Source organism: Alkalibacillus almallahensis, assembly GCF_011761495.1.
In the GTDB taxonomy this organism is placed as follows: domain Bacteria; phylum Bacillota; class Bacilli; order Bacillales; family Alkalibacillaceae; genus Alkalibacillus; species Alkalibacillus almallahensis.
In genome coordinates this window covers 51,609-73,989 of the sequence record NZ_JAASRU010000015.1, presented here as the reverse complement: position 1 = coordinate 73,989, position 22,381 = coordinate 51,609, and the positions used below count along the sequence as shown (strand labels likewise).

The following is a 22,381-nucleotide window of genomic DNA, read 5'->3' as shown; positions in this document are numbered from 1 at the left end:
GGCAGAGAGGTCACACCTGTTCCCATGCCGAACACAGCAGTTAAGCTCTCTAGCGCCGATGGTAGTTGGGGTTCTTCCCCTGCGAGAGTAGGACGTCGCCGGGCTGATCAATTCTCCTTCAAGGACAGTTGAAAATATTCCAGCGTAGCTCAGAGGTAGAGCAATCGGCTGTTAACCGATTGGTCGCAGGTTCGAATCCTGCCGCTGGAGCCATTTTTTTGGAGAGCTGTCCGAGTGGTCGAAGGAGCACGATTGGAAATCGTGTAGGCCGCTACCGCGGTCTCGAGGGTTCGAATCCCTCGCTCTCCGCCATTAATTATACGGCCCGTTGGTCAAGCGGTTAAGACACCGCCCTTTCACGGCGGTAACACGGGTTCGAGTCCCGTACGGGTCATTCTTGATCGGAGGATTAGCTCAGTTGGGAGAGCACTTGCCTTACAAGCAAGGGGTCGGTGGTTCGAGCCCGCCATCCTCCACCATTGAAATTATTAGTTGACTTTCATTTTAAAAAAACGTAAACTAATAAACGTGTCATGTTTGAAAAGTTAATCTGTTTATAAAGTAAAAACAGACAAAATCGCGGGGTGGAGCAGTCTGGTAGCTCGTCGGGCTCATAACCCGGAGGTCGTAGGTTCAAATCCTACCCCCGCAACCAAAAGGTCCGGTAGTTCAGATGGTTAGAATGCCTGCCTGTCACGCAGGAGGTCGCGGGTTCGAGTCCCGTCCGGACCGCCATTTTAAAATTTAAATAGTACTACATATGGCTCGGTAGCTAAGCGTAAACTTCAGTGAGTACACATCATCGTAGCTTTGCGAGCAAGAATACTTCTATGTAAATCTAAGTCTGTGAGCACAGAACTTACTATTGTTAAGATCAACTTAATTTATGAAATTATATTCACTCTTTTATTTGGCTCGGTAGCTCAGTCGGTAGAGCAACGGACTGAAAATCCGTGTGTCGGCGGTTCGATTCCGTCCCGAGCCACCATTTGTTTTTGGAGGGGTAGCGAAGTTGGCCAAACGCGGCGGACTGTAAATCCGCTCTCTCAGAGTTCGGCGGTTCGAATCCGTCCCCCTCCACCACTTATAGGGGTATAGTTTAATGGTAAAACGAAGGTCTCCAAAACCTTTGATGTGGGTTCGATTCCTACTACCCCTGCCATATGGCGGTCGTGGCGAAGAGGTTAACGCACCGGATTGTGGCTCCGGCACTCGAGGGTTCGAATCCCTCCGGTCGCCCCATTTGACATTGGGCCATGGCCAAGCGGTAAGGCAACGGCTTTTGGTGCCGTCATGCGTAGGTTCGAATCCTACTGGCCCAGCCACTAGCGGAAGTAGTTCAGCGGTAGAACACCACCTTGCCAAGGTGGGGGTCGCGGGTTCGAATCCCGTCTTCCGCTCCATTTTTTAAGTTTAGACTTCTCGAATAATCCGCTTTAGATGGCGGCATAGCCAAGTGGTAAGGCAGAGGTCTGCAAAACCTTTATCACCGGTTCGAATCCGGTTGCCGCCTCCAAAAATTTTTATATGATTACATAAGCCAAGTTGGTAGACAATCTGTTTATCAGCTTTTTTTTATTATAAATTTACTCTGATCTTTTGTTAGGAAATCGATAACGGTCTAAGTGTGTATTTTAACTATTATTGTTCTAATGTAATTTGTAACTAGATGAGTTTATTTTTAATGCTTAATAAATAAAGTTCTAAAAATCTCTTGTGTTTTAAATGATTATTAGTTAAACTCTATATATAGTTAATTTTATTCAAACTAAAACTACATATTGTATTAAGCTTATGCGGATGCCTTTATGAGGCTTAATAGGGAATTTGGTGAAAATCCAAAACTGCCCCCGCAACTGTAAACGTGGATGAAATGGGTTTGCCACTTTATAAGATTAGTTAATGCTGCTTATAAGGGAAGGCCTAGAGTAAGGTGAAGCGTGAGTCAGGAGACCTGTCTGTATGAGCCGAGTTACATTGTCTTCGGGGTGAAAGAGAATGGGACGACACAGGTGATTACAGGTAGGTTAAGTATCCTACTATTGTCATATAGGTCGTTTTATTCGCTTTCAACCTCGTTGGAAGCGAATTTTTTTGTTTAGGAGGCGCGACAGAATGGATACAGTAACTAAAGTAGTAACGAAAGTGATCACAGGAAAAAATCAGGAAACATTTTCAGAAGAGCGTTTACGGGGGTTTATTAAACGCGTTACAAAGGAATACGATCATTTAGACGTAGAGCATTATGAAGATAAAGTGTTGACGGCTGTTGGTAGCAAGGACGAAGTGACAAAAGCTCAAATAACAAATGAATTATTATTGCGGGGCCTTGATTTAATTAGCCCAGAGGAACCCGACTGGACTTTTGTTTGTGCCAATATTTATTTAGAACAGTTATACAAAGAAGCAGGCGAAAACAGACAATACGAGGCGAGAGAGCGTTATGGTTCTTATTATGACTTACAACATGTATTAACTCAAAAACAAATTTACAGTGGTGATATTTTAACGTCATATACGGCAGAAGAACTGAATCAAGCTGAGAACATGATTGATCCTGAGCGAGATCGTTACTTTACGTATATAGGATTAAGAACATTGTCTGATCGTTATCTAGCAACGGATCATGAAGGACGCGTTTATGAATTGCCTCAAGAACGCTTTATGACAATCGCTTTGACGTTAATGATGAATGAGCCGGAATCGAAACGTATGGACCTAGTTGAAGAAGCGTATTGGGCTTTGAGCAATCTTTATATGACCGTTGCAACACCAACGTTAGCAAATGCAGGTAAATCTTATGGTCAATTGTCGAGCTGTTTTATCGATACCGTTGATGATAGTTTGCAAGGGATTTACGATTCGAATACGGATATAGCGAACTTATCGAAAAATGGTGGCGGTATTGGTGTTTATCTAGGCAAAATTCGTTCGCATGGCAGTTCCATTAAAGGATTTAAAGGTGTTTCAAGTGGTGTGATGCCATGGATGAAGCAATTAAATAACACGGCAGTTAGTGTTGATCAACTCGGCCAACGACAGGGCGCTATTGCAGTTTATTTAGATATTTGGCATCAGGATATCTTTAAGTTTTTAGATGCGAAATTAAATAATGGTGATGAGCGTCAGCGTACACATGATTTATTTACTGGTGTGACCTTGCCTGATTTATTCATGGAGAAAGTTGAGGCACGTGAGGATTGGTATTTGTTTGATCCGCATGAAGTTCGCGATGTGATGGGCTTCAGTTTAGAAGATTATTATGATGAAGAACAAGGTGCAGGGTCGTTTAGAGAAAAATATGAAGCGTGTGTGAGCCACCCTGATTTAACAAAAGAGTCGGTGCCTGCGATTGATATGATGAAACGGATTATGGTGAGTCAACTTGAGACTGGTACGCCGTATATGTTTTACCGTGATGAGGCAAACCGGCAAAATCCGAATAGTCACGCTGGCATGATTTATTGTTCGAACCTTTGCACTGAAATCATGCAGAATCAAAGTGCAACGACCGTCGATGAGCAACATACTGAAGATGGGAAAATCGTTGTGACGAAATCGCCTGGAGACTTTGTTGTTTGTAATTTATCGAGTATCAACTTAGGTAAAGCAGTGCCTGCAGAAGTTCTTGAGCGTCTGATCCCGATTCAAGTCCGCATGTTAGATAATGTGATTGATTTAAACAATATTCCCGTGTTGCAGGCACAAATGACGAATCAAAAATATCGTGCCGTCGGATTAGGAACGTTTGGGTATCATCATTTACTTGCTCTAAACAAAATTGCTTGGGAGTCTGAAGAAGCCGTACAGTTTGCGGATGAGTTATATGAGAAGATTGCCTATTTAACGATTCAGGCGAGTATGGAGCTAGCACAAGAGAAAGGCGCTTACCCATTATTTAATGGCTCAAAATGGCATGACGGACGTTATTTTGACAATAAGAATTATACGAGTGATGCATGGAAACGATTGAAGCAGAACGTACAGACATATGGACTTAGAAATGGCTATTTAATGGCTGTCGCACCGAATTCGAGTACGAGTATTATTGCAGGTAGTACGGCAAGCATTGATCCGATTTTTAAAAAGTTTTATTCCGAAGAAAAGAAAGACTACAAGATTCCGGTTACGGCACCTGATTTAAGTCCGAAGACAGTTTGGTATTATAAATCAGCTTATGATATCGATCATCAATGGACGATTGAACAAAACGCCAAACGACAAAAACATATTGACCAATCGATTTCGTTTAATTTCTATGTGCGTAATACGATTAAAGCAAAAGAATTGCTCGATTTGCATTTGTCAGCTTGGAAATCAGGTTTTAAAACTACTTACTATACACGTTCGACGTCTTCAGAGATTGAAGATTGCGTAAGTTGTGAGTCATAAAGGAGGCTAATCATGGAACAAACTATGCATGAAAGACAATTATATGATCTGAATGCACCAAATAAGTCAACAGGGATTATTAATGGTGAAAGTTCCAATGTGCTTAATTGGGATGATGTACGGTTTAAATGGGCCTATCCTATGTATAAAAACATGCTAGCTAACTTCTGGACACCGTTTGAAATCAATATGTCGAATGATCAGAAACAGTGGCCTGAATTAACTGATGATGAACGCGAATCTTTTAAAAAGATTATTGGCTTATTAGCGTTTTTAGATTCTGTACAAACAGATTATTCTGCAAAAGTCGCAGATTATTTAACCGATTCAAGCCTGGCAGCGCTCATGCAAGTGTTATCGTTTCAAGAGGTCGTTCACAACCAGTCCTATTCATATGTCCTGTCATCCCTTGTGGATAAACAAGAACAGGATGAGATTTTTGAGTATTGGAAGCATGATGAGATCCTAATCGAGCGGAATCAATTTATTGCTGATGGATATGAACGATTTGTTAAGGAAAAATCACCACAGGCATTTTTAGAATCAGTCGTATATGATGTTGTACTAGAAGGATTGTTTTTCTACGCTGGGTTCGCGTTTTTCTATAACTTAGCTCGTAATCAAAAGATGGTATCAACGAGCACGATGATCAACTACATTAATCGTGATGAATTATTACATGTGAATTTGTTTGCTCATATTTTTAAAGAAACGTTAAACGAAAATCCAGAACTGAATACAGATGAAAACCTACAATTCGTGACGGATACATTTCGCGAGGCGGCAGCGCTTGAGGTGAAGTGGGGCGAACATATTATAGGTAATAAAATCGATGGAATCAATATGGATGAATTAGAACAATACATTCAATATACAGCGAATAAACGATGTAAATTATTGGGTGTACCTGTTCCATTCCCGGATGTGCAAGATAACCCGCTTAAGTGGATCAAAGCTTATAAAGATGCCGATGAAGGGAAGTCCGATTTCTTTGAGCAAAAGTCGCGTCAATACACGAAAGTATCGGATGATAATGGATTTGATGAATTGTAAATTTGAGTGTTTTTAGTATCTTGACAAACAGGCCAATTCGTCATATTATGGTTAATGCACGTAAAAAACGTGTCCATGCCGGTGTGGCGGAATTGGCAGACGCGCGTGACTCAAAATCACGTTCCTACTTGGAGTGCCGGTTCGAGCCCGGCCACCGGTATTACTTACGGCAATATAGCGGGGTTTATACCTCGCTATTTTTTATGCGCAAATTTATTGAGCGACTATTATGTCGTCAGCATATACGTTGACTGACCGCTTTCCTTGAACGTAAAGGAAGGCGGTCTTTTTTATGGCTAATAGATGGCGTAAAAACGAATTAATCGGCGCAGAACTCGACTTGTTAGACGATACAGTCGGCGAAGTGCCAATCCATTTTGACGCAGGGCTCGACTTGTTTATTAAAGAAGGCGAACGAAAAGGGCTGCGTGATGTAACACTTCACTTTTATAGACGAGAAACAAGTTATTTAAGACGTTACCTAATTGCACAAGGCCACTCGCTTATTTTAAACGAGGTCACTCGCGCCCATATAGACGGCTTTGTTGACTTTATGAGAGAAACACGCGGGTTAAAGAATGGCGCTATTAATACGCGAATACGTGGTAATCGGACGTTTTTTAACTTTTTAGCAGAAACAAAGCGTATTAAGGATAGCCCTATGTATAAATACCCGCTATTGAAAGAGCAAAAGGGCAATATTGAAACGTTCACGATTAACCAACTACGAAAATTGCTTAACGCACCAAACAGGCGAACGTTCACAGGTCAGCGCGATTATACGATTATGTTGCTTTGGGCTGAAACGGGTTTGCGACTGTCTGAAACGCAAGGGATAAAAGTCGAGGACGTTAAGTTATCGGAAGGTCAGATTTTTGTACGTCATACCAAAACGCATGAACACCGATATGTGCCAATCCAGCACCGTATGAAAGAGCAACTTCAACGTTACTTGCGATTACGTGGCACTAGCCCGGAAACAGATAAGCTATTCGTCACACTTGACGGTACAGAGCTAAAACAGTCGCCAATGCAGAAATTACCGGGTAAATATGGCGCTCAAATAGGCATTAAAAACGTACGTTTGTCGCCGCACACATTTCGTCATACGTTCGCGAAACTTTCTGTGATGAACGGCGCAGGGGTGTTCGAGTTACAAAAAATACTTGGCCATTCAACGATGGATATGGTACGAACATACGTCAATTTATATTCAAGCGATCTTTCAGAAAAACACCGCGAATTTTCGCCACTGAAAGACTTGTAAATCGAAAATAAAACAAAAAAATTGTGCACGCACCGAATATCAGCGATACGCACACGGAAACAAACACACCGTAATTGTATCGTAAAATCGGACAGCCGTCAACAACTGTACGAGTTTGTCCATGAAACCGAACGTATATTCGGTATGTGCGCCTTAAAAAGGGGCAACGAAAATGAAGTTATTTGCTAATGAAACGACATACAAACGTTTAGTAGGGTTTGAAACACTAACTGAACTCAACGATACTGTACGCCAGCACCGCGAAAACTTAGCGACAACATTAAGTGAAACACAACGCGACGTATTAGATATATTAGCGCAACACTCAGTTAAATATCTAGGCGTGTCGTTCTTGCGTAAAGGTAAAATTGCCGATATGGTCGGTAAGTCGCGCCGAACGGTTATTCGCGTTTGTCATGAACTTGAAGAGTTAGGCGTGATCGAACAGCATGAACTATTCCGAGAGCGTGGCGACAAAGCACGCTCAACGAACGCTATTGTTATTCAAACGGCTGTGAAACGTGAAAATCCTTGTCATGACGATAACGAAAGCGTTAACGACACAGATAATGTCACAGCCGAATGTCACAGCGTAGAAACTCCTCAAAAAACTATTAAACTACTAAATCACATAGAAGAAACGGCGAGCGCGCGTGAAGAAAATACGCCAGCAACGCCACAGCCTGCTAACGCACTAGCCAAGTCGATCCCTGCGCCTGTTTTTAACGCTTTAAAGCCATTTCTTAGTGTAGACGGAATATATAAATACTATGGCGTGTTATTAAGGGCAAAAGCGAAAGTCAATCGTAGTATAATGCTCGAAGACGTTGGTGAACGGTACGCCCAAGTGTTTCATAACGCTATACGCAAGTTTAAACAGGGGCAAGTACGCAACTTGGCAGGCTTTTTATTCGCAAGCTGGCGCGATCTAACGGTAGAAATAGATCGAGAAATAGCGGTCAACAACGACAAGGTCAGTGACATATATTTCGATTGGCTGAATGATTAAGCGCACAAAAATGACGCAGGGCTACGTTTGCCCTACGCCAATCGGTTTTGCACTCGGTTTAAAAGCGCGAGATAAATACGCGCTGCTGCAACAGCTGGGAGATTGATTTATCGTCTGCGCTTTTTGACCATTGTTCTAAAATAAGTCTTTTCTACCGCCTTCCGCCTTGCCGGTTCGCCAAAACCGACTAGCCCTTCGCCAACGGTTACCACCGTATCATATAAACGCCTGACACTGCTTACAAGTCAGTGGCGTTGAGCGCTGGTGTGACGGTTTTGAACTAAAAATATTACGTTTATGTTACAATTTTAAAACGTTTGGCAGCCGTCAAACCCTTGACCTTCACAAGCTTGTAGCAAAGTTTTGAGCGCCCGGCAACGCCGCTAAATCGCTAACGCCCCCGGGGGCTTTGACCGCTGATTTGGCGGTGTTAAAGCGATTAAGCCAAGGCAGGCAAACGGAAGGGCTTATATTGATCGTACATGATTGACGTTGGATAACTCACTTACGTTGATTGTCTTTATAACGTTGGCATAACGTAACACAATATCTATTCTGTTACGTTTTCAAATCGTTTTGAATGTTGTCATAATAGGATTTCGTATAATGGTTGACCGTTTATATTCGTTGTGTTACGTTATAATGTAACAAATCGTTTAATAAATGGAGGTCGTAACAAATGGAAAACGTACAGCCTATTAAGGACAGAAAACTGATCGAGGATATAAAAACGTTTTATCTAGGTAAAGAAAGAGATTACTTCTTATTCGCATTTGGTATCAACATTGCGCTTAGAATATCGGATCTACTCCAGCTAAAAGTGAAAGACGTGCGTGGGAAAGACTCATTAAAGCTGTATGAAACTAAAAATAAAAATAATCGTTATCAGAAGTTATCGCCGCAGCTTAAAAACTTAATAAGCGAATATACAAAGGATATGGACGATAATGATTGGCTATTTCTTTCACAAAAGGGCGACAAACCTATTTCACGGGTACAGGCTCACCGTATATTAGAAAAAGCCGAAAAAGCGTTCAAATTAGAATCATTTGGTACGCATTCCCTTAGAAAAACGTTTGGCTATTTGCATTATCAAAGACATAAAGACGTTGCGATCTTGCAACGAATGTTTGGCCATTCATCACCTAGTATTACGTTAAGATATATCGGCGTAGAACAGGACGAACAGGACAAATCGACCGAAAACTTCTTTATTTAAACGCACAAGGACGGTAGCTAATCGCTATCGTTCTTTTTTATTGCGATCACAGTCGCCAGCCAACGCCACAGTCGCCGTCAGCCCGCCAAAAACCGCACAGAAACGCCACAGACAAAGCACAGCCGCCACACAGTCGATTTGTGTACGTTGCCGTTAAATATCGCTCACAGTCGATTGTGTGGCTTTGATTAACGTCAGCCCGCCGCACAGCCGCCGCCAAACACCCGCAACCGCCTACACAAAGCACACAGTCGCCTCACAGTCGTTTTGTTGTACGTTTAAGGGCGTTACCATGAATGCCGCCAAAAATCGCACACAGTCGCTTTGTGACCGCATGTGTGGCTTTGCCCCCTTGATGTGCGGCTTAATAGTCGCCGTGAACAGTTAGCCTGCCAGCACACCGCCGTTCAACCGCCGTCCACTATCGCCCTTCACACCGCATTTAACGTTAAGTGTTGTCAAGTAATTCGCCTTGACAGTTAGGTTGGTTTTCGGTTGTTATTCGGCTTTTTGTACGCCAATTTGATAGGAAATCGCCCTGATCGCTAAATTTTTTCGATTTTAACAAGGATTAATCCAAGGTTAAGGGTTATAAAACGGTCGATTAGCACCATTATATAGTGAGGCGGTGAATAATCTGTTAAATTTTTTGCCGTAATTTGGTTACATAACGGTCGATTAGCACCATGAAAAGGTAGAGGGGTTAATAGAAATTTAGGTTTTTTGCCGTAAAGGCGCATAAAACGCTGTCACAGCACTGTTATATAGTGAAGGCGGTTAATAGAAATTTAGGTTTTTACCGTAATTTTTGTTTATAAAGTCGGCTTTAGTCCCGCTATATAGTGAGTCGGTGAATAAAAAGTTAAATTTTTTGTCGCAAAAAGGTTGTCAAACGGCCTCACAGCTATACTAGATAGTGGGGAGGTTTTTAAATCGTTCTTATTATCTTGTTACACAAAACACGCAAAAAATTGTTATTACGAATTAGGGTGTGCGTATGTGTACAGTGTAATAACGGCTAGGACGGTATTGATCGGTGTAAGGCGGCATGGGCGGCATAGAGGTATTGGCGTACATTAGAAACGTAATAGGCGTTAGAGTTAACCGTTCCGTTAGCTTTAGCTAACATGAAAACTAAACAAGGTTTATAAAACAAGCCATATATGACGTTGTAAACCGTTCAATACCGTCTATTAAATTAGATTTCATGTTTTGCTTACGCAAAACGGAATTGTCTAGTTAACGTTATATCACTTTTGTACGTCAGTCCTTGTAAGTACGCCAAAACCGCCAACTACCGCCTACCGTCTAAGCCGCAGCCCTGACGTACACCAATCGTTAAAAGGGTGATTAATAGTAACCAGCAACCGCAAAAATCGGATTGAAAACCGTCATGACAGTTCATATCGCAATTATAGACTGCACACGAAATGCACCCTATCTCGCCAATTTTGCACACGAAATGCACCCTATTTTTTCGTAAAACGGTTATTATCGTCAAACAACTAGCGCCTATAAGGGTAAACAAAATGGCGGTTTTAGAAGGGTTCAAAGGCGTTAAAAGCTGTCATAACGGAGGTTTTAGGCGTTTTGGCAAGGCGGACATCAGAGGACACCAAAGCACCTTATTTTTAAAACAAGGAATGGAAAGGACATGATTTTGATGACAATGAGAGATTACAAAGCAGAACAAAGAGCGTTTCAAGACTTGCACCAAGAACAAAGAAAAGAACTAACACGTCAAAAACAGAACATGGTCGTTGAGGACGGCAACATGATCGACACGGAAACAGGCGAACTTCTTAACGATAAGTTTGAAATAAACGAAGTCGTAAGCGGTGATACGGTCGAAAAACGCAAAAAGGGCAAAGCGGTTAAAGAAGAAGTGCAAAAGCACAGCGAAGAAAACGGCGGCTTTGTGTTTGCGTTCTATGAAACTTGTAAGCAAATAAGCGAGCAATACCCGGATTTTAACCAAGCTGATCTAGCAAGCCTTATGTTTGTTGGCGTACACGTTTCGTTTGGCACAAACCATCTAACACACCCGAACGGTAAGAAAATCGACAAGAAAGCCTTAAAAGGTTTACTAGGCATGAGCCGAAATAAATTTACTCAGTTTTATAGAAAGTTGATAAGTAACGAAATCTTAACTGAAACAGAAACAGGCTTAGTTATGAACGCTAACATGTTTTTTCGCGGTTTTGAGCAAGATATACCGAAATCAGCGGCCGAGCTACAACACACAAGAATGTACCGCCAAACGATTAAAGACTTATATGGCATGTTTGACCAACGTTCAATGAAGAAATTAGGGCTTATATACGCCGTCCTGCCTTACGTTAACTATCGCGTAAATATCGTTTGTAATAACCCGACAAACAACAATGAAGACGAGTTAAACGCTATGACGATCGGGGAATTAGCTGACACGTTAGGGTATGAAGATACAACAAAACTAGCCAAAAACCTGAAAGAAATCAAACACAATGGCCAATCTGTTTTTAAGCTAGTCGAAGATGACAACGACAGCAGAAGTAAGTACGTTATTGTTAATCCAAACGTTGTATACGCAGGAAATGGCGAGGCGTTAAAAAGTTTACAAATACTTTTTAGGTAAAAAGAATGAAAATAAAATAACAATACACCCCACACGTCATTTTGATAGGTGGGCAACAACTAACAGAAAGGGGTTATACAATGGACTATAACGAGTGGAATAACGAACAAATCAGAAAGGTGCGTACGGCACTCGGCTTAACGCTAAAAGAGTTTGCGGCGTTAATCGGCATGAGTGCGGTCAACCTTTATTATGTGGAACAAGGAAAGCATAAGCTACAATCCGAATATATCGAAATACTCGAAGATAAGTTAGGCATCACACCGAGACGAGCCAAACGTTTAGTACGACAGTTTGAAATGGAACAAGTCGCAGAAACGCATGGTGAGTTAGCCATAGCGAAACTCGACAAGGTCAAATTAGGTAAGCGATAAACGTCTTTTGTAGGCGTTTTAAAAAGGGCTGTTTTAAAAGTCTGAATATTCTGAAATAAGGACGGATACGGAAAGGTGTGGACGGAAATGAACGGACTAGGTAATGAGGACAACGGCAATGACGGCAAGCACAGTAATAACGTCACAGCACTAGCGCTTTACTTGATCGGGCTGGCGATTATACAGCGTACAGATCGGCTTATCGTTAACCGAGAAATCCAACGCGTGATAAACACGCTAGAAAACCGCTTTTTCGGGCGTTAAGTAAGCAACAAATCAAACGGACAGGAAAGGACAGGATAGGACATGAGTATGAAGTATCTAAAACAAACACAAGAACGTGCAACGGAAAAAAGCAAGGCAATTAGCGACCAAACAAGACGATTAATTGAGCGCTTGGACGAGAAGGGCGGTGATCGCTATGAGTAAGTTTTGCAATCGTTGCGACCAAACGAAACCAATCACGGCATTTTACGGTGCTGATCGGTCATGGTGCGCCGATTGCGGTAGTGAACTAGCCGAACAAGAGCGAACAGTCGATCACATTACACCAATGCGCTATGGCGGCAGCAATACGCTTGATAACGTCACCTGCGCCTGCTTATCGTGCAACTCGATTAAGAAGGACACGCCGGTTATCCTCTACTTTATACAAAACGGCTGTGAGGTAGACGAAATCACTAGGCTATTAGAGCGTATGGCGTTACGACAAGGCACAACGTTCGAGCAGACGTTAAGCCAGCTGAATGAAGACGTCAATGCGTACTTTCTAAGGCGCGCTGAAAAGGCAGGTGAGCAACTAACAACATGAGTTATTACGAAAAAGCCGAGCAAGAAACAATTTACAACTATGACGTAACAGAAGGCGAATGGCGAGTTTATTCGACTTACCCGCCGCACGTCCGCAAGATTTTAAACCGTTGTAACGTCCAGCACGCAGAACAAGACGGCAATGGGCTAGTTATTAGCGTTACAGCAACGGCTAAACAAAGCCAAATTCGATTATATAACTAAAAAACGTGGGGCAGGTCGGGGTTTTTCGAGGTTGAACGGCAAAGCAGGGGTATAACCCTCGAAAGCGATAGAAGGTTGAAAAAATCGGGGGCTGATGGGGGTTTTTGGACGAAAATCTGTCCATTACACCATGAAAACGGAAAGGGGCGAGGATATGACATTACAAAACGTAGAGGTACGACCAAAGATTAAACGACAGCAATATGACAACAAAGAAGTATTCGACAAGTCGAGTGACGTAACAGTCTACAACTTACACGATCAAAGCTGGCATACGTTAGACGAACTCAAACTGACACATTTATGGCGTAAAGTACAAGAACGGAAGGGGGAACGTTAACATGTGGCCGTTCAATAAGGAAGAAAAAGCAGGCGAAATATTAGAAGACGAGCAAGCGAGTGACGGCAAGGTGATCGCACATGTCGAGGTTAAACGTCATGATCGACACACCAAGTCAGTCAAAGCCGTTGTTGTACTTTGTGCGACAAGTGACACCGTTTTTAAGACAACGTTTGAAAGCGATAAGTCAGACTTTGCAACGTACAACCTAGCGAGTGATTTAATCAAGCAATTTAACCGCGAACATGATTACGTTATCCAAGGCGACATTACGACAACAGGCGCTGACTTGCCAACGGTGCAGACCGTGCCGAATAAACGCACTAGATAGGTAAGTGACGTAAGCAAGCGAACGAAAATAAACGAATTAAACTAATTAAAGGGGAAATTTAAAATGACGAAAGTATTAGTATTAGAAGATATGACGATTAATGGAACAAAGTACGGACGTAACCAAATTTACGACTTACAAAATCAAGAACTACAAGCGGTATTAGACACCAGCCAAGCGTTGAAATTTAACGTTCCTGAAATCGACCAATACGAAAAACAGGTCGAGCAAGCGGTTAAAACGTTCAAAAATCAAGTACAGAAAATCGAACAATCGACTGATCCGCGCTACAAGGACGAGGACTTCAAAGCCGAGGCAGTCGAAGAACTGAAAAACGAACTTAAATCGACTGTCGATCAAGTACAGGCTGAATATAGCGACTTCTTAGCGAACTTAAGGGATCAAGCAGCAAGCGAAGTCGCCAACGAAGACGTGCGTATCAGCAATAGCCAACGCGAACAAGCGCAGCTGAAAGTTAAAGAGCTATCAAACGCTATCAAGTTAAGACAAGGCGAAAGCGCACTCGATCAACTAGCCCAAGACGTTCAATATATGAGTGAAAGCCGCCAAAAAGCGTTAGCGTTAGAGTTACCAGCGTTGATGGACGAGGTTGAAGGCGACAGCCAACTCGAAAAGAAAGTTAAGAACGTCTACGAAAGCGCCAAGCCGGGCGAGAGTGAGGCTAGTCTGTTCCTACGTGGCGTGAACGCACTACCGAACTCAATCACGCAGGCGTATGACCAACTGACGATTATTAACCGTCATTTCAAAGGTGATAACGCACTTAATATCCACAATGAAAATCAAACTGAGCGCCGTTTTGGCGACTTTTTACCGAGGTAAGGGGGCGACTTAAATGAGCGAATTTAGTTACGTTTGTTACAGCACCGAAGAACTTTGCGAGTTTATCGAGGCTGTGCGACAACAGAGCGGCGAAGTGACAGAAACTCACGCACTATCGAACGGTCAAGGCATATCGGTTAAATACCGTATGCCAGCCACAACGAAATAGCGTTGATTATCGGGCAGTCTGAACGTAGGGCTGTCCGATTTTTTACGAAAAATTTAACGAGGCACTTGCGTTAGCTGGTATAATATAGTACGGTTGTTTGTAACAAGGAAAGCAGTCGTTTACGCGGAAATGGCGCTATATTGTCGCAAATGTACGGTCAGCATACCGATTGACTGATCGAGGGGTTTGGCGTGACTCAAAATCACGTTCCTACTTGGAGTGCCGGTTCGAGCCCGGCCACCGGTATTATAGAATGTTAATAAGACGGCGTTCAACTTAGTTGGGCGTCGTCTTTTTTTTGTGCATTTTACAATGAAAATCGGAGTGCTCAATAGCCAAAACGTGAGTTTTTATTCTAAAGATGTAAATGAGAAGCAAATAGATTTTTACCTTTGAAAGATATATAAGCCAAAAAGTTTAAGATATAACAAAGGTGCATATACCGGAAAAATCTGATACACGCACGAAACCTAATAGATTATTTTTTAAAAAAGGTTGATGAGAGATTTCCTATTTTTCTAATATTAACCTATATTCTGAATGATTATGTTAGCATTAACAGAGATTGTGAAGAATTATAGTTAAACTAACAGGAAAATAGATTTTAAGAAACAGTTTGGTTACATAGATGAAATAGACAAATGAAATTAATTTAACATTAATTGCCGTTTATATATAGAAAAATTTGTTGGAGGTACGGGTGAAATTGAGGATATATTTTCTTTTACCAGCATTAGTAATCATATTTCTGTGGATTATTATCAAAGGAATTAACGTCATTTATAGAAAGAAAAAATTTGATATAAAACAAGAAATAATCAATTTATTTTACTTGATGAGTGTACTATGGATAATTGGTATTACCATCTTTCCTATTGAAATTGGTATTTCTCATAGATATGGTCCATCAAATAACTTTGTACCGTTTTCAAGTATACAAGACTTATTAAGTCACACTTATTATATGGTTCCTTTAAAAAATATTGTTGGGAATATTTTATTGTTTGTGCCATTAGGTTTTATGCTTTCATTGAAATTCAGTAAATTAAATAGCGTGACAAGAGTTGGGGTGGCAGGTTTACTGATTTCTTCACTAATTGAGTTAGTACAACTATTGTTGCCAATTAGGGCTTTTGATGTTGATGATATTATATTGAACACTTTAGGTTCTATCTTTGGCTTTTTTGTATTAAAAACATTTAAAGGCATTTCTCAAATTTCTAGCAAACATAGTTAAATGTGTTCTTTAATAAATAGGAGTTTGGTTTAACAAACGAATAGTTGTGCTGAGAGGGTTTAAAGACTTGTCCAGCTTTTTTATGCAGCGAAACACTATAAAAAGAAAATAGTTACATTTAGCTGTACATAGCATCGCTAACTTGCAAAATTGGGCCATGTCTTTCCAATGTACATAAGTTAGAATTTTTGGTAACAAAGGAAAGTAGCCATGTACTGTTATTTCCCTCTGAATGTATGGATCCATTAGCGTAATACCTTCAGAGATTGTGTTAGAGTCCATAGGTGACTCATAGTAGGGTTCTTACTTAAAGTGTAGGTATCGAACTGGTCACTGTTTTTTTAACTATTTTAAATACCTTGTAAAATTCACAAATGTTGATACATCAATGTTTGTGAGTTTTTAGTTCTGAAATTACGTTTAACTAAGAAACTATAATCTACAATTAACATTACTAAAAGCTTTAAACATCATTTAAACAAATTATCCCCCACAATGTGTGGGGGTAATTTGTTTAATATCGATAAGCACTTGCGCATGTATTTGCTTGTGGTTCGTAATAACAATGTTGTTTGTATCGTCCGGTAATTGGTTGACCGAACCATGTAGGCGGGCATTCGCCATAAGGGTTAAAGTACCAAAGTGCATATTTAGCAGGTTGTTGTCTCCAATACTCGATAACTTGCCTTGCTAATCTTTTCTCTGCTTCTCTTGCTGATTGATAAAATAAATTACCCTCTTGCACGGCTTCAAAAGAGTAATTTCCACCTTGAATTTGGAAAATCACGTCACGTATCGACCTCAAATCTTCAAAATCCAAACAATTAGCCCGTGTTCGATTTATAATAACATTTCCGACCATTAGCATACCTAATCGGCCTTCACCTACAGCTTCCGCCCTCATTAATCGGGCAATTATATCAACGTCTTTTTCGGTATAAGCTACTCTTGCCACACATATCACCTCTTATGAATTTTATGAATGAAAGTTTGAAGATATGAATCTTGAAATAAAAAATTAGTTGTCGAATTAGAGATTTTAAATAGCTACTATTAGTTATTGGTGTTGAGATATGTTCATTTGTGGTCTTAAGTATCCCAATAAAAAATCATATGGGGAATTCACCATGAAAAGACTCCTATTTTTCTCCAGTTACTTTATGGTCGTGTCGAACGGTTAATGTGAGCATCACAATGTTAAATACGATAGAAATTAATGCGCTAGCTATGTGTAGTCCAATAATTAAGTTGAGCTTCTTATCCAAGGTATAAGCACTCCTTTTATTTGTTTGCTGTTAGTCTTATCTTGTATTAGTAAATTTATTATTAGAAATATACGTTTTAAGTTTCTGTTTCAAAGTAATGGTTAAGCAGCCTCGTTTTACCGGAAGTATTAACTGTTTTTAGATCAACTTTGATTCCTTTCATTAATTTCTCTTCGACCGTAAAGTTCATTTAATTAGTTTTTTAGTAAATGATGTACAATATCATCAATTTTGACATGTTCAAAAAGTATATATTAATATATGAATATATACTAATATTCATTACAGAAGGGGTGAAGCCCTAATGACTGACGATCAACATATTAACCTAAATCATAAAGCTTTAGACGAAGAGACACTTTTTGTCTTGTCACAAACGTTCAAAGCGCTTGGTGACCCGACAAGGATTCAGATTCTTCATTTGTTGTTTAACAAGGAATATTCGGTGAATGGTATTGCCAATGCGTTGGACCTTAAGCAAGCAACGGTCTCGCATCAGCTTCGGGTTTTAAAAAATTTACGCTTAGTTAAATATCGCCGAGAAGGTACAACACTATATTATTCTCATGATGATGAACACGTGATGAAAATGTTAGAACAAACAATCAAGCATGCTAGTCATAGTTAAGTTTGTCCGAAGTTTGATCTGGAGGTATTAAAATGGGACACGATCATGATCATACACATGGTGCTAATAAAAAAGCTTTATTAATTAGTTTTTTGATCACGACAGGGTTTATGATTTTAGAAGCGATTGGTGGCTTTATCACTAATAGTCTCGCCTTACTATCTGATGCTGGTCATATGTTGAGTGATTCTATATCACTTGGTGTTGGATTATTGGCGTTTACGTTTGGTGAAAAAGTAGCTGATTATAGTAAAACATTTGGTTATAAACGGTTTGAAATATTAGCAGCTGTCTTTAATGGTATAACCCTAGTATTGATTGCGTTTTATATCTTTTATGAAGCTTATGGGCGTTTTGTTAACCCACCTGACGTTGCATCAACAGGTATGTTAATTATAGCTACCATTGGGTTATTCGTTAATATATTAGTCGCTTGGATTTTGATGAAACAAGGTGATACGGAAGAGAATTTAAACTTACGAGCGGCATTTCTCCATGTCTTAGGGGATTTATTAGGCTCTGTAGGAGCTATAATAGCTGCGTTATTAATCATTTTCTTTAATTGGGGCTGGGCAGATCCTGTTGCGAGTGTGATTGTTGCTGTCTTGGTCTTAATTAGTGGCATAAGAGTGACACGTGAATCGATCCATGTCCTCATGGAAGGCAAACCTAAAAATGTTGATTTAAATGAGGTTGTTCGTAGCATCAAAGAAATTGAGGGCGTTCAAGATATTCATGACCTGCATGTTTGGAGTATTACAAGTGGTCAAAATGCGCTATCGTCTCATGTCGTCGTTGAAGGCGATTTATCGATTAGTGAATGTCAATCACTACTTCGACAAATCGAACGTCAATTAGAACAGCAAAATATCGGTCACGTGACCATTCAGTTAGAAAATGATGATCATCCTCATGATGATTCGTTAATGTGCCAACTTGATTCGAATTCTCATGAACATAGCCATCATCATGACTAGTAAGATAATTCTTTGGAGTGGATAAAAATGTTTGAATTCTTTATATCGTTAAGCCCAGCTATGCAGGCATTAATTGCAACGTTATTTACGTGGGGGATGACTGCTTTAGGGGCTGCGCTTGTATTTACTAAGAAAACGATGAGTCAAAAATTACTCGACGGCATGTTAGGCTTTGCTGGTGGTGTCATGATTGCCGCCAGCTTTTGGTCGTTACTGGCTCCTGCTATTGATATGGCTGAATCTGATGCTATGCCAGCGTGGGTCGCTGCTGCGTCAGGTTTTCTAACGGGCGCCTTTTTCCTATGGGGCATTAATAAATTGATTCCGCATTTGCATCCTAATACGTCAATGTCAGATGCAGAAGGATTGAACCCTAGTAAAAGAAAGCGAAGCACGTTGTTAATTTTAGCGATTACCCTTCACAATATTCCAGAGGGCTTAGCTATTGGCGTGTCTTTTGGAGCGGTGGCAGGTGGTTTTGATTCCACATCGTTAGCGGCCGCTGTGACGTTAGCGCTCGGAATCGGAATTCAGAACTTTCCAGAGGGAACAGCTGTCTCCATGCCACTCCGTCGTGAAGGAATGTCACGCAGAAGAAGTTTCATGTATGGACAGTTTTCCGGTATGGTAGAGCCAATATCAGCTGTTGTCGGTGTGTTAGCGGTGACGATTATGGAGCCGTTATTGCCGTTTGCTCTTAGTTTTGCAGCAGGTGCAATGATATTCGTCGTCGCTGAAGAAGTGATCCCAGGTTCGCATGAAAACGGACATAAAGATTTAGCATCATTGAGTTTAATCGTCGGTTTTACGATTATGATGATGTTAGATGTGGCACTTGGATAATGATGGTTTTATATTTAAAAAACAAACTTTTAAATTGATTATTGATTAATCATTCGCTTTTTGTTACATTGATATTATAATAATAAAAGTTGATTGGATTTTTTTCAATCAATTAACGAACTTTATCAAAAATTAATAATGGTTGGATTTATGTGTTTTTCATATAATAGCGGGGATATGGCCTGCGAGTTTCTACCGGTTTACCGTAAATAAACTGACTATGAAAAGCAGTACAGGGTGTAGACTATCTATGTTGATTCGTGGATCAGTGTCGTTAATACAGCTCGTCGTACATGCTTTTCAGATGAAAAGTGTGTGTGGCGAGCTTTTTATTATGATTAGAAAATCAAGAAGGGATGGGGTTTGTTTGGAACAATTAAATGAAGCGAACGATGTGCATTCTAAGGGTGAAGAAGAGGAGAACACTTCAACAGGAAAGTCGTTATTTCTTGGGTTACAACATGTATTGGCAATGGACTTGTTTATCCCACCTATCATTTTAGCAGGACTATTGTCGTTATCAGTTGGTGATACTGCCTTACTAATTCAAATGACATTTTTAGCGTGTGGGATTGCAACATTAATTCAGGCGGGTTTTGCGATGAAGTTACCCGTTATGCAAGGGCCATCGTTTGTGCCGTTGAGTGCTTTAGCTGCTATCGGTACCACATCAGGTATTGGAGCTATGATTGGAAGTTTAATGCCAGGGGCTTTATTGATTGCTTTACTAGGCAAGCCACTTAAATTGTTTAGTAAAGTGGTGATGAAATTTATTCCACCAATTGTGGCAGGAACGGTGATTGTTGTTGTTGGTATTTCGCTGATGCCAAGTGCGATCAACTCGATATACAGCGCAGAGGGAAGCTTTAACGTGAATTTCTTTATCGCCTTTTTAACAGCTGCCATATTGATTGGAAGTATGTATATAGGAGAAAAAACAGCTTCACGTTTTAAGTTTATAAAATTAATATCTGTTATTTTATCGCTTGGGGTTGGAACCATGACGGCCTCATTTTTCGGAATAGTCGACTTTTCTTCAGTTGCTTCATCATCATGGTTCGCATTGCCGAGCGTGTTTGCTTTAGGAACGCCAACATTTGAATTGGATGCGATTTTAATCATGATACTAATCTATGTGATTGTCGTAATTGAAACAACGGGAACATGGTTTACTGTTAGTGAAGTGTCAGATCAGGAATTAGATGATAAACGGCTTAATGGAGGTGCTTTTGGTGAAGGATTAGGCTGTTTCGTTGGATCGTTCTTTGGTGGTACGCCAGTGACGGGTTACTCTTCGAATGCGGGAATTATTTCGATTACTGGGGTTCGTAATCGTAAACCAATCATAGCTGGTGGTATGATTTTAGTTGCTTTAGGCATGATGCCGAAATTTATGAATGTGATTGCTAGTATTCCTGGTGTCGTTATTAATGGGGTATTTGCGATCTTATGCGTTGTCATTATGATGAATGGCTTTAAAGTCATTAAACATTCACCATTTACTGAACGGAATATGATCGTCATTGGTGTACCCGTGATGATGGCTATGTTTGCGGTGCTCATTCCAGCTGAGGTGTCGAATTCGCTTCCGAATATCGTCATGTATATCGTGTCGTCTGGTACAGCGGTTGGCGCCATTAGTGCTCTCATTTTAAATGTTGTGTTGCCAGAAAAATCGGATGATCAAGTGATGACAACAGAAAGGGAGGTCAATTATGCGACAAGATAAATTATGGAATCAGTGGCATCCTGTATGTAAAGCAGATGAAGTGGCAAATGAACCGAAGCAAGTGCATGTATTAGGCGAACCTGTGGTGTTGTTTCGCAATGATAAAGGTGTGCATGCCTTTAAAGATTTATGTGTACATAGGGGTGCGTCACTATCGCTTGGGAGTGTCGTCGATGGGCGATTAGTATGTGCTTATCATGCGTGGGAATATGAATCATCTGGCGCTTGCGCCAAAATTCCAGCACTCCCGTGTGAGCGTCCAATTCCTAAAAAGGCAAAAGCAGTTGTTTACCAATGTCAGACATACATAGGACTGATATGGGTTTGTTTGGGTGATAAGCCAGAAGCTATAGCAGAATTTCCTGAGCATCATTTAGACGATCATCGTACGGTGATTTGTGGTCCTTATGATGTAAAAGCGAATGCGCCTAGAATTATTGAAAATTTCCTTGATGTGTCTCATTTAATGTTTGTGCATGAAGGGATGTTAGGTGATGCTGATCATGCTGAAGTCGTTGATTATGACGTGAATTTTGTGGATGGTCGATTTATCACGAGTAAGATTCCCGTTTATCAACCAGATGCAGATGGACGTGGACAAGGTGGTTATACGGATTATGTTTATGAAATTTTAACCCCAACTGTCGCACGGTTTACGAAAACGACGGAAGGCTTGGATGAAGCTCTTACGATTTTTACAGCTGTGAATCAATTGGATGATGAGCAATGCCAGGTGTTCATGTTATTAACACGTAATTATGAACTTGATCAACCAGATGAACCTTACCGTGAGTTTCAAGACACGATTTTTTATCAGGATTTAGATATTGTGGAAAGTCAAAAGCCAGAACTGCTCCCGTTAGATTTACAAGCTGAAATGCATTTGAAATCAGATGCACTCACGATTGCATACCGTCGTTGGTTAGATGAGTTAGGTATTGAAAATGGAACGATGCCGAAACACTTTTCACGGATATAATGGTTCAACTAGATTATTTGAGTAATGCCGAATTGGTATTACTCATTTTTTTGTCATTATTTACTTTGAGTTGGGTAACACTAAGTTCAGCCTTA

At 40.6% G+C, this 22,381-nt stretch carries 19 protein-coding genes, 14 tRNA genes, 1 rRNA gene, 1 pseudogene and 2 riboswitches; of the genes and pseudogenes, 34 read left to right on the top strand and 1 reads right to left on the bottom strand.

What is annotated here, in order from left to right; all coding sequences use genetic code 11:
• The 29 genes and pseudogenes from rrf to FHR85_RS12355 form a co-directional block, all read left to right on the top strand.
• Window positions 1–104: ribosomal RNA gene (rrf, locus tag FHR85_RS12495) — 5S ribosomal RNA — on the top strand; the annotation flags it as partial.
• A 34-nt stretch (window positions 105–138) separates the two neighbouring features.
• Window positions 139–213, top strand: a tRNA-Asn gene (locus FHR85_RS12490).
• A 7-nt stretch (window positions 214–220) separates the two neighbouring features.
• A tRNA-Ser gene (locus FHR85_RS12485) sits at window positions 221–312 on the top strand.
• A 10-nt stretch (window positions 313–322) separates the two neighbouring features.
• Window positions 323–394 (top strand) — tRNA-Glu (locus FHR85_RS12480).
• A gap of 9 nt (window positions 395–403) precedes the next feature.
• Window positions 404–479: transfer RNA gene (locus FHR85_RS12475), tRNA-Val, on the top strand.
• Between the two features lie 99 nt (window positions 480–578).
• Window positions 579–655, top strand: a tRNA-Met gene (locus tag FHR85_RS12470).
• 3 nt (window positions 656–658) lie between these two features.
• A tRNA-Asp gene (locus FHR85_RS12465) sits at window positions 659–735 on the top strand.
• Between the two features lie 177 nt (window positions 736–912).
• Window positions 913–988, top strand: a tRNA-Phe gene (locus FHR85_RS12460).
• A gap of 9 nt (window positions 989–997) precedes the next feature.
• A tRNA-Tyr gene (locus FHR85_RS12455) sits at window positions 998–1,083 on the top strand.
• Between the two features lie 5 nt (window positions 1,084–1,088).
• Window positions 1,089–1,162: transfer RNA gene (locus tag FHR85_RS12450), tRNA-Trp, on the top strand.
• 4 nt (window positions 1,163–1,166) lie between these two features.
• Window positions 1,167–1,242 (top strand) — tRNA-His (locus FHR85_RS12445).
• An 8-nt stretch (window positions 1,243–1,250) separates the two neighbouring features.
• A tRNA-Gln gene (locus FHR85_RS12440) sits at window positions 1,251–1,325 on the top strand.
• A gap of 3 nt (window positions 1,326–1,328) precedes the next feature.
• Window positions 1,329–1,403: transfer RNA gene (locus FHR85_RS12435), tRNA-Gly, on the top strand.
• Between the two features lie 39 nt (window positions 1,404–1,442).
• Window positions 1,443–1,516, top strand: a tRNA-Cys gene (locus FHR85_RS12430).
• Window positions 1,517–1,781: 265 nt separating this feature from the next.
• Window positions 1,782–1,976: riboswitch (cobalamin riboswitch) on the top strand.
• A 139-nt stretch (window positions 1,977–2,115) separates the two neighbouring features.
• Window positions 2,116–4,392: a ribonucleoside-diphosphate reductase subunit alpha gene (locus tag FHR85_RS12425; protein ID WP_167263750.1), complete on the top strand. Its 2,277-nt coding sequence runs from the start codon at window positions 2,116–2,118 to the stop codon at window positions 4,390–4,392.
• Between the two features lie 12 nt (window positions 4,393–4,404).
• Window positions 4,405–5,445, top strand: coding sequence for a ribonucleotide-diphosphate reductase subunit beta (locus FHR85_RS12420; protein WP_167263749.1), 1,041 nt, complete (start codon window positions 4,405–4,407; stop codon window positions 5,443–5,445).
• Window positions 5,446–5,522: 77 nt separating this feature from the next.
• Window positions 5,523–5,605 (top strand) — tRNA-Leu (locus tag FHR85_RS12415).
• Between the two features lie 132 nt (window positions 5,606–5,737).
• A complete protein-coding gene (locus FHR85_RS12410) occupies window positions 5,738–6,712 on the top strand; it encodes a tyrosine-type recombinase/integrase (protein ID WP_167263748.1) in 975 nt (324 codons plus the stop codon).
• Between the two features lie 172 nt (window positions 6,713–6,884).
• A complete protein-coding gene (locus FHR85_RS12405; protein ID WP_167263747.1) occupies window positions 6,885–7,721 on the top strand; it encodes a helix-turn-helix domain-containing protein in 837 nt (278 codons plus the stop codon).
• 679 nt (window positions 7,722–8,400) lie between these two features.
• Window positions 8,401–8,940 (top strand): tyrosine-type recombinase/integrase, encoded by a 540-nt coding sequence (locus tag FHR85_RS12400; protein ID WP_167263745.1) that lies wholly within the window; start codon window positions 8,401–8,403, stop codon window positions 8,938–8,940.
• A 1,654-nt stretch (window positions 8,941–10,594) separates the two neighbouring features.
• Complete coding sequence (locus tag FHR85_RS12395) at window positions 10,595–11,557, top strand: hypothetical protein (protein WP_167263743.1); 963 nt, start codon at window positions 10,595–10,597, stop codon at window positions 11,555–11,557.
• A gap of 80 nt (window positions 11,558–11,637) precedes the next feature.
• Window positions 11,638–11,931 carry a helix-turn-helix domain-containing protein gene (locus FHR85_RS12390; protein WP_167263741.1) on the top strand — a complete coding sequence of 98 codons (294 nt, stop codon included), beginning with the start codon at window positions 11,638–11,640 and terminating at the stop codon, window positions 11,929–11,931.
• An 87-nt stretch (window positions 11,932–12,018) separates the two neighbouring features.
• Window positions 12,019–12,195, top strand: coding sequence for a hypothetical protein (locus tag FHR85_RS12385; protein ID WP_167263739.1), 177 nt, complete (start codon window positions 12,019–12,021; stop codon window positions 12,193–12,195).
• A gap of 157 nt (window positions 12,196–12,352) precedes the next feature.
• Window positions 12,353–12,547: pseudogene (locus tag FHR85_RS14635) on the top strand (HNH endonuclease); the annotation flags it as partial.
• Between the two features lie 191 nt (window positions 12,548–12,738).
• Window positions 12,739–12,945, top strand: coding sequence for a hypothetical protein (locus FHR85_RS12375; RefSeq protein ID WP_167263735.1), 207 nt, complete (start codon window positions 12,739–12,741; stop codon window positions 12,943–12,945).
• 154 nt (window positions 12,946–13,099) lie between these two features.
• Window positions 13,100–13,285, top strand: coding sequence for a hypothetical protein (locus FHR85_RS12370; protein ID WP_167263733.1), 186 nt, complete (start codon window positions 13,100–13,102; stop codon window positions 13,283–13,285).
• Window position 13,286: 1 nt separating this feature from the next.
• On the top strand, window positions 13,287–13,616 hold the full coding sequence (locus FHR85_RS12365) for a hypothetical protein (protein WP_167263731.1): 330 nt from the start codon (window positions 13,287–13,289) through the stop codon (window positions 13,614–13,616).
• Window positions 13,617–13,679: 63 nt separating this feature from the next.
• Window positions 13,680–14,459, top strand: coding sequence for a hypothetical protein (locus tag FHR85_RS12360; protein ID WP_167263729.1), 780 nt, complete (start codon window positions 13,680–13,682; stop codon window positions 14,457–14,459).
• Between the two features lie 869 nt (window positions 14,460–15,328).
• The gene (locus tag FHR85_RS12355; RefSeq protein ID WP_167263727.1) at window positions 15,329–15,865 is read left to right on the top strand and encodes a VanZ family protein; all 537 of its coding nucleotides are present in this window, start codon (window positions 15,329–15,331) and stop codon (window positions 15,863–15,865) included.
• A 514-nt stretch (window positions 15,866–16,379) separates the two neighbouring features.
• Here FHR85_RS12355 and FHR85_RS12350 read toward each other — a convergent pair.
• Window positions 16,380–16,820, bottom strand: coding sequence for a cell wall hydrolase (locus FHR85_RS12350; RefSeq protein ID WP_167263725.1), 441 nt, complete (start codon window positions 16,818–16,820; stop codon window positions 16,380–16,382).
• Between the two features lie 614 nt (window positions 16,821–17,434).
• On the opposite strand from FHR85_RS12350, the gene FHR85_RS12345 reads away from it, so the two are divergent.
• From FHR85_RS12345 to FHR85_RS12325, 5 genes are all read left to right on the top strand, one after another.
• Window positions 17,435–17,758, top strand: coding sequence for an ArsR/SmtB family transcription factor (locus FHR85_RS12345; protein WP_167263723.1), 324 nt, complete (start codon window positions 17,435–17,437; stop codon window positions 17,756–17,758).
• Between the two features lie 32 nt (window positions 17,759–17,790).
• A complete protein-coding gene (locus FHR85_RS12340) occupies window positions 17,791–18,735 on the top strand; it encodes a cation diffusion facilitator family transporter (RefSeq protein WP_167263721.1) in 945 nt (314 codons plus the stop codon).
• 27 nt (window positions 18,736–18,762) lie between these two features.
• A complete protein-coding gene (locus FHR85_RS12335; RefSeq protein WP_167263719.1) occupies window positions 18,763–19,578 on the top strand; it encodes a ZIP family metal transporter in 816 nt (271 codons plus the stop codon).
• Between the two features lie 139 nt (window positions 19,579–19,717).
• Window positions 19,718–19,819, top strand: a riboswitch (purine riboswitch).
• A gap of 126 nt (window positions 19,820–19,945) precedes the next feature.
• The gene (locus tag FHR85_RS12330) at window positions 19,946–21,307 is read left to right on the top strand and encodes a nucleobase:cation symporter-2 family protein (RefSeq protein ID WP_243864240.1); all 1,362 of its coding nucleotides are present in this window, start codon (window positions 19,946–19,948) and stop codon (window positions 21,305–21,307) included.
• Complete coding sequence (locus FHR85_RS12325) at window positions 21,294–22,286, top strand: aromatic ring-hydroxylating dioxygenase subunit alpha (protein WP_167263718.1); 993 nt, start codon at window positions 21,294–21,296, stop codon at window positions 22,284–22,286. Before FHR85_RS12330 ends, FHR85_RS12325 begins: the two co-directional genes overlap by 14 nt.
• Window positions 22,287–22,381: the final 95 nt, after the last annotated feature.